At 69.6% G+C, this 6,661-nt stretch carries 6 protein-coding genes, 1 pseudogene and 1 CRISPR repeat array; of the genes and pseudogenes, 5 read left to right on the top strand and 2 right to left on the bottom strand.

The window, feature by feature from the left end:
• Positions 1–10 precede the first annotated feature (10 nt).
• Positions 11–831: a CRISPR direct-repeat array (repeat unit 28 nt; unit sequence CTCGGCCCCGCGCTCGCGGGGGTTGCTC).
• A 599-nt stretch (positions 832–1,430) separates the two neighbouring features.
• Together ACFY00_RS23825 and ACFY00_RS23820 are read right to left on the bottom strand one after the other, a co-directional pair.
• A complete protein-coding gene (locus tag ACFY00_RS23825; protein WP_388033551.1) occupies positions 1,431–1,790 on the bottom strand; it encodes a hypothetical protein in 360 nt (119 codons plus the stop codon).
• A 91-nt stretch (positions 1,791–1,881) separates the two neighbouring features.
• On the bottom strand, positions 1,882–2,421 hold the full coding sequence (locus ACFY00_RS23820; RefSeq protein ID WP_388033550.1) for a winged helix-turn-helix domain-containing protein: 540 nt from the start codon (positions 2,419–2,421) through the stop codon (positions 1,882–1,884).
• A gap of 177 nt (positions 2,422–2,598) precedes the next feature.
• Here ACFY00_RS23820 and ACFY00_RS23815 point away from each other — a divergent pair, with 177 nt between their 5' ends.
• From ACFY00_RS23815 to ACFY00_RS23795, 5 genes and pseudogenes are all read left to right on the top strand, one after another.
• Positions 2,599–2,757: a hypothetical protein gene (locus ACFY00_RS23815; protein ID WP_388033549.1), complete on the top strand. Its 159-nt coding sequence runs from the start codon at positions 2,599–2,601 to the stop codon at positions 2,755–2,757.
• Positions 2,758–3,287: 530 nt separating this feature from the next.
• Positions 3,288–3,725 (top strand): hypothetical protein, encoded by a 438-nt coding sequence (locus ACFY00_RS23810; RefSeq protein WP_388033548.1) that lies wholly within the window; start codon positions 3,288–3,290, stop codon positions 3,723–3,725.
• Positions 3,726–3,863: 138 nt separating this feature from the next.
• Complete coding sequence (locus tag ACFY00_RS23805) at positions 3,864–4,283, top strand: hypothetical protein (protein ID WP_388033547.1); 420 nt, start codon at positions 3,864–3,866, stop codon at positions 4,281–4,283.
• Between the two features lie 70 nt (positions 4,284–4,353).
• Positions 4,354–4,904 (top strand): annotated as a pseudogene (locus ACFY00_RS23800) (transposase).
• Positions 4,905–5,300: 396 nt separating this feature from the next.
• On the top strand, positions 5,301–6,218 hold the full coding sequence (locus tag ACFY00_RS23795; RefSeq protein WP_388033597.1) for an NAD-dependent epimerase/dehydratase family protein: 918 nt from the start codon (positions 5,301–5,303) through the stop codon (positions 6,216–6,218).
• Positions 6,219–6,661 lie beyond the last annotated feature (443 nt).

The raw sequence follows: 6,661 nt of genomic DNA, 5'->3' as shown, positions 1-6,661 counted from the left end.
CGTAGGAGCGCTCGGCCCCGCGCTCGCGGGGGTTGCTCGGCCCCGGCCAAGAAGTCCACCAAGAGGGTGGTCTCGGCCCCGCGCTCGCGGGGGTTGCTCGTCGGCTGGTGAGAAGGCGGCGGCCAAGGAGCGCTCGGCCCCGCGCTCGCGGGGGTTGCTCGGCCCCGGCCAAGAAGTCCACCAAGAGGGTGGTCTCGGCCCCGCGCTCGCGGGGGTTGCTCCTCGATTCCCTTTTTGGCGGCCCGCTGCTTGCGCTCGGCCCCGCGCTCGCGGGGGTTGCTCCTCCGTCTTGCAGACCACGCAGTCGGTGTCCCGCTCGGCCCCGCGCTCGCGGGGGTTGCTCCGACGACGCGATCGAGGCGGGCCCGACGACCGACTCGGCCCCGCGCTCGCGGGGGTTGCTCCGCGCTCGCGGCTACCCGCCGAAGGGGCTGACCCTCGGCCCCGCGCTCGCGGGGGTTGCTCCATGCGGGCCGCGTTCGGCGGTTCGGCCGGTACCTCGGCCCCGCGCTCGCGGGGGTTGCTCCCGGCGTGTGGAACACCTCGGCCTCCACCCGTTCTCGGCCCCGCGCTCGCGGGGGTTGCTCCTCGTCGGCGACGTCGCGCAGGGCCTTCTCGGCCTCGGCCCCGCGCTCGCGGGGGTTGCTCGGCCAGGGCCGGTACAAGCGCGGCGACGGAGCGCTCGGCCCCGCGCTCGCAGGGGTTGCTCTGCCGCCTGGGCCCAGCACCCTCCGCTCCAGCACTCGGCCCCGCGCTCGCGGGGGTTGCTCCGGGATCCCATCGGCGACCACACTGAACCGCGGCCCAGCCCCGCGCTCGCGGGGTGCTCCATGGTCATGGCCACCACCCAACTGCATCTGACTCTGCCCACTGCCCTGTTCCGTCAGTGCTCAGGGCCACTCTCGACCTACGCATTACGAGACCACGAGCGTTCGTGACGGCTGGTCCCGCCTCGTGCTACGTGATGCCGTTTTGCCTGATCAGAACAGGCGCCCCTTCTTGGCCTATGCCACCCCGTGCTACCCCATCCAGAGGCGTCCGGCCGCACACCGGCCGCACATGGCCACACCGGCCGCACCAGTCTGGCCAAGACCGGGCCTGTCAGAATCCACAACCGACGAACGAAGTGCTCGGCAACGCCCACTCACAGCACATCAGTGCCGGGGAGGAAAGGCCGACCCGACCCGGCTGGCAGGGCGGTCAGCTCCCGGTTTCCTCGCGGAGGGGGGCTGAGCCTCGATCGGAAGGCGGGACGGATCGGAAGGCACGGGCCTGCTGGTCGTCCCGGGAGCAATACGGACCCGCCTACCCGGCCGCGGGACGCCCGGCAGGCGGGCCATTACCGACTCAGCGGGGCCGTCCACGATCTGCCGGGCCCAGGGCAGGTCCGGGACGCTCCAGGGCGAGCAACCGCTCTGCCACTCCAAGGCTCACTCGCCGTCGCGGAATGTGTGGATCTCGGCGAAGAACGAGGCGTCATTCCGGACGACCACCGCAGCCAGCACTACCCGGGTGGTGCCTGTCTGGTCCTCGATCAAGGTCGTCGAATGCCCGGTCGGCCGGAACGGGCCGCCGTCGTCGCTGAAGTAGGTCTCCGGGTCGTCGACCGGCCAGTTGTAACTTCCCAGCCAGTTCCTCCATGAGGCCGACTCGCGAGCTGTCTTGCGCACTCCAAAGTGCCACTCGATCCCCCACGCCATGTGGCGCACCTTGCCGCCGACGCTGCGTTCGGAGGTGAGAAGGAGCTGGGCCTCGTGTGGGGACCGCTCGCCGGGCTTGTAGCAGGCCATGCCCGCCATCGACACCCACCCGGAGCGCCGGCCCTCACCCGTACGACCGGGGTCCGATCGATCCGGCCCCAGGTCCTTGCACGCGGCGGAGTCATCGACTGCCCGGCCTCGTCCTCGAAGACGATCCAGGCCCCGCGCTCCGCCGCGATGCTCTTACCCGCGGCCAGGTCTCCTTCTTCCACACCTCGACAGCCTCGTCGTCGCGCTCGATCGCCCGCCGAGCGGGCTGCTGCCAGCTCCAGCCATGCCGCTTCAGCAACCGCCAGGTCCCCTCGACCGTGTAGGCGACATGGAAGAGCCGACCGATCAGGGTCTTGATCCGTGCCAGCGTCCACCGCTGGTCCGCCCAGCCGTGGGCCAGCGGACCTCGTTCCAACTCCCGCTCCAGCCTGGTGATCTGGGCTTCACTGAGCCAAGGTCTTCCGGGCGACTCCTTCGACAGGACCCCTGCCTCGCCGCTCTTGCGCCAGGCCCGGCGCCACCGCTCGACGGAGCGTTCGCTCACTCGCAGGGCGGCTGCGACCTCCACATTCCCCTCTCCGGCTTGGAAGCGTTCCACGGCCTGGAGCCGGAACCGCTCCCGCGTGGTTCTCTCGGCGTCGGTCAGCCCGCCGCCCTGCGCGTACCTCACGCCCCAGGACTATCGGTGCCGATGGCCGGTTGTCAGGCGAACGGCACCGATATCACTCAATCAAGTTCAGTACTTTCGATGCGAGAACAGGGGTCGGCGACGACAAGGGACACGGGGGGACGGGGAAAGTCCCGTCCACCGTCGCCAGCGGCTCTGGCATTGGTCCATGGAGCACTCGTGTCCTCGGAGAAGGATCAGCACCCGCACAACCTCCCCACGACGGCCTGGCAGATGACCCAGAAGATCATCGCCACTGTCGTTGCACGGCTCGCTGTCGGCGCGATCGAAGAGACATACCTCGACGACGCCGACTCCGAGCCGGAGCGGGGCAACTGATGAGCCGGCCCGCTGGTGGCACCGCCCCAGCAGGCCGGACTCTCCCGGCTTGAGCACGCCGTTGGGCCCTCGCCCTGCCCGGACGGGCAGAGGGTTAGCCCTCCTCTGTCTCGTCGTTGACTGGTGACCACGCGGCGGGCAGGTGCTTGAGCCGGGTACGGGCGACGCGGCCAGCGCCTTGCAGCTTCATCCGGAACGGGTGCCCCCACGCTGCGTGGACAGCGGCCTGCTCCGTCTCCTCGCTCCACTCGGTGCCGCCCGGCGTCACGGCGCCATCCTTGGCCTTGATGTCCGACTGCGGTTCGACCCACTGCGGCGCGGCCGCCAGGAACTCGATGCGCCGGGCCGTGGCCGTCTCCAGCGCGCGTTGCGCCTCGACAAGGTTGGTGGGGAACGGGAAGTACTTCTCGGCCTTGCTGGTGCTCCACGGGTCCGAATCGTGCGCCCGGGCGAGACGCCCAGGTGGAGCATACCGCCGGGGCCGATGATCGTGGTCATCTCGTCGGCTTCTGCCTCACCAGACGGCCCGGTTGCTCTCCCTGAACGCACTCGTACAGGGAGTCATCGCCGCCGAGGAGGAGGCCCGGGCGCTCGGGTACCGGGGGGCGGTGGGCTTCAACGTCGTGCCGGCCGTCCACCCGGCAGACGCCTTCTGGACCGGCCTCGGCGCGCTGGCCGACGGCCGCTTCCGGCGGAGCGTGGACCACGTCGGCCCGGGCCGCAGCGAGCAGCGGCAGGCCGCCGTGCTCGACACCGTCGTTCGGACGGTGGCCGCCCTGGCCGGCGAGCTGAACATCGACGGCTGCTCGCCCTTCGCCCCACGGGACGCCGGGAGCCACGCCGAGGGACTGTTCCCGCACTTCGGCCTCCTGCACGACGACGACACGCCCGCGCAGGTCTTTCGAACGTACCGCGACCTCATCGAGGAGCCGCACATCGGTGACCGATCGTCAGGTTGTGATGACTGAGCATCAAGTGACTGTGTGGAAAAGGCGTTGGAGAACGGGAGGTTCGGCAGGTCGGGCTGGGTGGGCGTAGCCGGGTGATCTTGGTCGCTGCTATCGTGCGTGCGGCACCTGCCGGTACGGATGTTCGAACGGAGAGACATGCGCAAGTCGAAGCGGATAGCGGCGCTCGCCCTCAGCTTGCTGGGCATGACGACGGGAATGCTGTTCGCGGCTGCTCCGGCGCAGGCGGCGTCGACGCCCAGCGGAGCCTGCAACAGCGTCGGCAGCGGGTACTACCTGATCGACCAGCACCCCATCGGCACGGTTGCCGACGTCTACCTGTTCTACAACGGCTCCAGCAACTGCGCCGTCACCTGGAAGCGCAGCCCGAACGGGACCACCCGGTACGACCTGAGGGTGAACATCGAGCGGCAGAGCGACCTGAAGGACGCTCCGGACGCGGGCTACTACCTGTACTACGCCGGCCCGGTGACCCTGAGCGCCAAGGGCACGTGCATCTCGTGGGGCGGCGAAGCGGGGGGCGTCCGCTGGTACTCCGGCTGGACCCACTGCGGCTGATCTTCGAAAATCCCGGCCCCGACCGCGCAACGCGGCCGGGGCCCGGCCGCGTCGGCACGCCGGTCGGCCGCTGTACGGTCGGACGGCACGGGCCCGACCCCGGGTCGAACCCACCCCCACCGCCTGGCACCGGGCCCGCACCGAGCGGGCCCTCACGTTCGGCCGGCCACCCGAGCGCGAGTTGCGCGACCTGCTGGACGCGATCCCCTACGTCGACCGCACCGGCATCCCTGGCGTTACCTCCCGCACGACCACCCGCCCTGGGAAACCGTCTGCGCCCACTTCGCCCGATGGCAGGCTGACCGCGGTCGCCACCGAGCACCCCGCCGTCCGCAAGGCCTGGACGGACATGGGCGACAAGGACGCCGTCGTCGAACACGGCGCCATCCTCGGCATCGACGTCGAGACCGTCCGCCGGGACCCCGCCACCAGGGGATCCGTCGTCCGGCCCCGCCGCTGGATCGTCGAACGCACCTTCGGCCGGCTCATGAACCACCGCCGTCTCGCCCGCGACCACGGAGCCCTCCCGGCCCGCTCGAAGCCATGGTCCACGTCGCCGTGATCAGCCTCATGACCCGTCGACCCACCGGCGAATCAACCCCTATCCGGCGCGGAACCTGACCATCGGAATCCGGGGTGAAACGCCCGGTCGGGGAATCGAGTCCCCACTCGAACCGGTGCGTTTCACTCAAGCAAGGAAGGGAGCGGTGGGGTGCGCCGGAATTCGTTCGAGGAGATCATCGATGTCGCGCCGGGCCAGCGGTACCACTCGAGCACCACGCACGAGTTCCTGCGACCGTTGTGGACGGCGGTCTGCGGCGCGCCTGGAGGCTTGGCCGGTCGACAACGCCTACGGTGCGGCGTGGGGCTCGGTCGATGCTTCCGATCAGCGCTCCTGGCCTGAACGGCTCTGCCGTCACGTCGAGCACAGGGCATGTGAAGTACACCGACTTCCCCATGTGCCGTTCGACCGTCGGACGCAATTCGTGCACCGCCGAGAAAGGGGTGGCCCGTCCCATGCAAACCGTCCTGGGCGCCAACGGACCCATCGGCGAGGAACTGACCCGCGAGCTGTACCGCAGTTTCACGCACGACATCCGCCTCGTCAGCCGCCACCCCGCGAAGATCTACGATACCGATCAGCTCGTCAAGGCCGACCTGACGGACCCTGCCGCCACCCAGCAGGCCGTCGAGGGCAGTGAGATCGCGTACCTCACCGCGGGACTGCCCATGGACTCGCAGCTGTGGGAGCGGCAGTTCCCCGTCATGATGCGCAACGTCATCGACGCCTGTGCGCGGTGCGGCACCAAGCTCGTGTTCTTCGACAACACGTACATGTACCCGGGGACAACCACCCGACAGACCGAGTCGACCGGTTACGCGCCGAACGGGCGGAAGGGCCGAGTGCGCGCGCAGATCGCAACGATGCTGCTGGATGCGATGAAGGCGGGATCCGTCGACGCCGTCATCTGTCGGGCTCCGGAGTTCTACGGTCCGGGAAGGACCAAGAGCCTGACCAACTCGCTGGTTTTCGACCGCATCAAGGTGAACAGGCGGCCACTCGTTCCCCTCAGTGCGAAGACCGCCCGCTCCCTCATCTGGACGCCGGACGCCGGACGCGCCATGGCCCTGATCGGAAACTCGCCGGACACCTACGGCCAGACCTGGCACCTGCCCGTCGACCCGCGCCGCCCCACCTACGCCGAGATGATTCGGGTGGCCGAACAGGTGACCGGCCGCAGCATTCGGTACACAGTGCTGCCGTTGGCCTTCTTCCGGATCGGCGGGATTTTCGTCGGCCGGCTCGGAGAGGTCCAAGAGCTGCTGCCCCGCTACCTCGGTGACAACATTTTCGACACCTCGAAGTTCACGGCGCGGTTTCCCGACTTCACCGTCACCTCCTACCAGAAGGGCATCGCCGAGATCCTCGGCTGACGCCCCGTCGGGTCACCGACCTCCTGCCTCGTCGCCTCTGGCTGTCACGTTCGGGACCACTGCCACCTCCGCACGGCTGATGGTGCGGGATCGTTCTTCGCGGAGTACAGCGGTGCCAGTCAGGCGGTGCCCCGCCGTTCCCTGCCCTGCGGTGGGTTGCCACGGCCCGGAACGAGCGAGCACACATACGGGGTGGTTGAGCATGGGGCTCGCCTTCGGTCAACAGCGTCGGCGACGAGGTTCTCCGAGCCGTTCGCGCCGACACCGACGAACCGTCCCGGTCGCTGGGCGAGCCCGCCATCCGAGCGAACGACGCGAGGGCGACAGGCCTCACCCCGCGCGACCCGAGGTGGCGTCCTCGGTCGCACGGGGACCGTCCAACCGCGAGATCGCCGACCGGCTGGTCGTCCCGAAGCGGACCGCCGATACCCACCTCCAACGCA

Origin of the sequence: Kitasatospora sp. NPDC001540 (genome assembly GCF_042894345.1) — a bacterium.
Lineage (GTDB): Bacteria > Actinomycetota > Actinomycetes > Streptomycetales > Streptomycetaceae > Kitasatospora > Kitasatospora phosalacinea_C.
The sequence above is the reverse complement of the archived record's forward strand: the minus strand, read 5'-3'. Positions and strand labels throughout refer to the sequence as shown.

Excerpts from the sequence above, each read along its gene's own strand:
- ACFY00_RS23825 (WP_388033551.1), bottom strand. The coding sequence starts at position 1,790 with ATGGCCTGCTACAAGCCCGGCGAGCGGTCCCCACACGAGGCCCAGCTC.
- ACFY00_RS23805 (WP_388033547.1), top strand. The coding sequence starts at position 3,864 with ATGCGCAAGTCGAAGCGGATAGCGGCGCTCGCCCTCAGCTTGCTGGGC.
- ACFY00_RS23795 (WP_388033597.1), top strand. The coding sequence starts at position 5,301 with ATGCAAACCGTCCTGGGCGCCAACGGACCCATCGGCGAGGAACTGACC.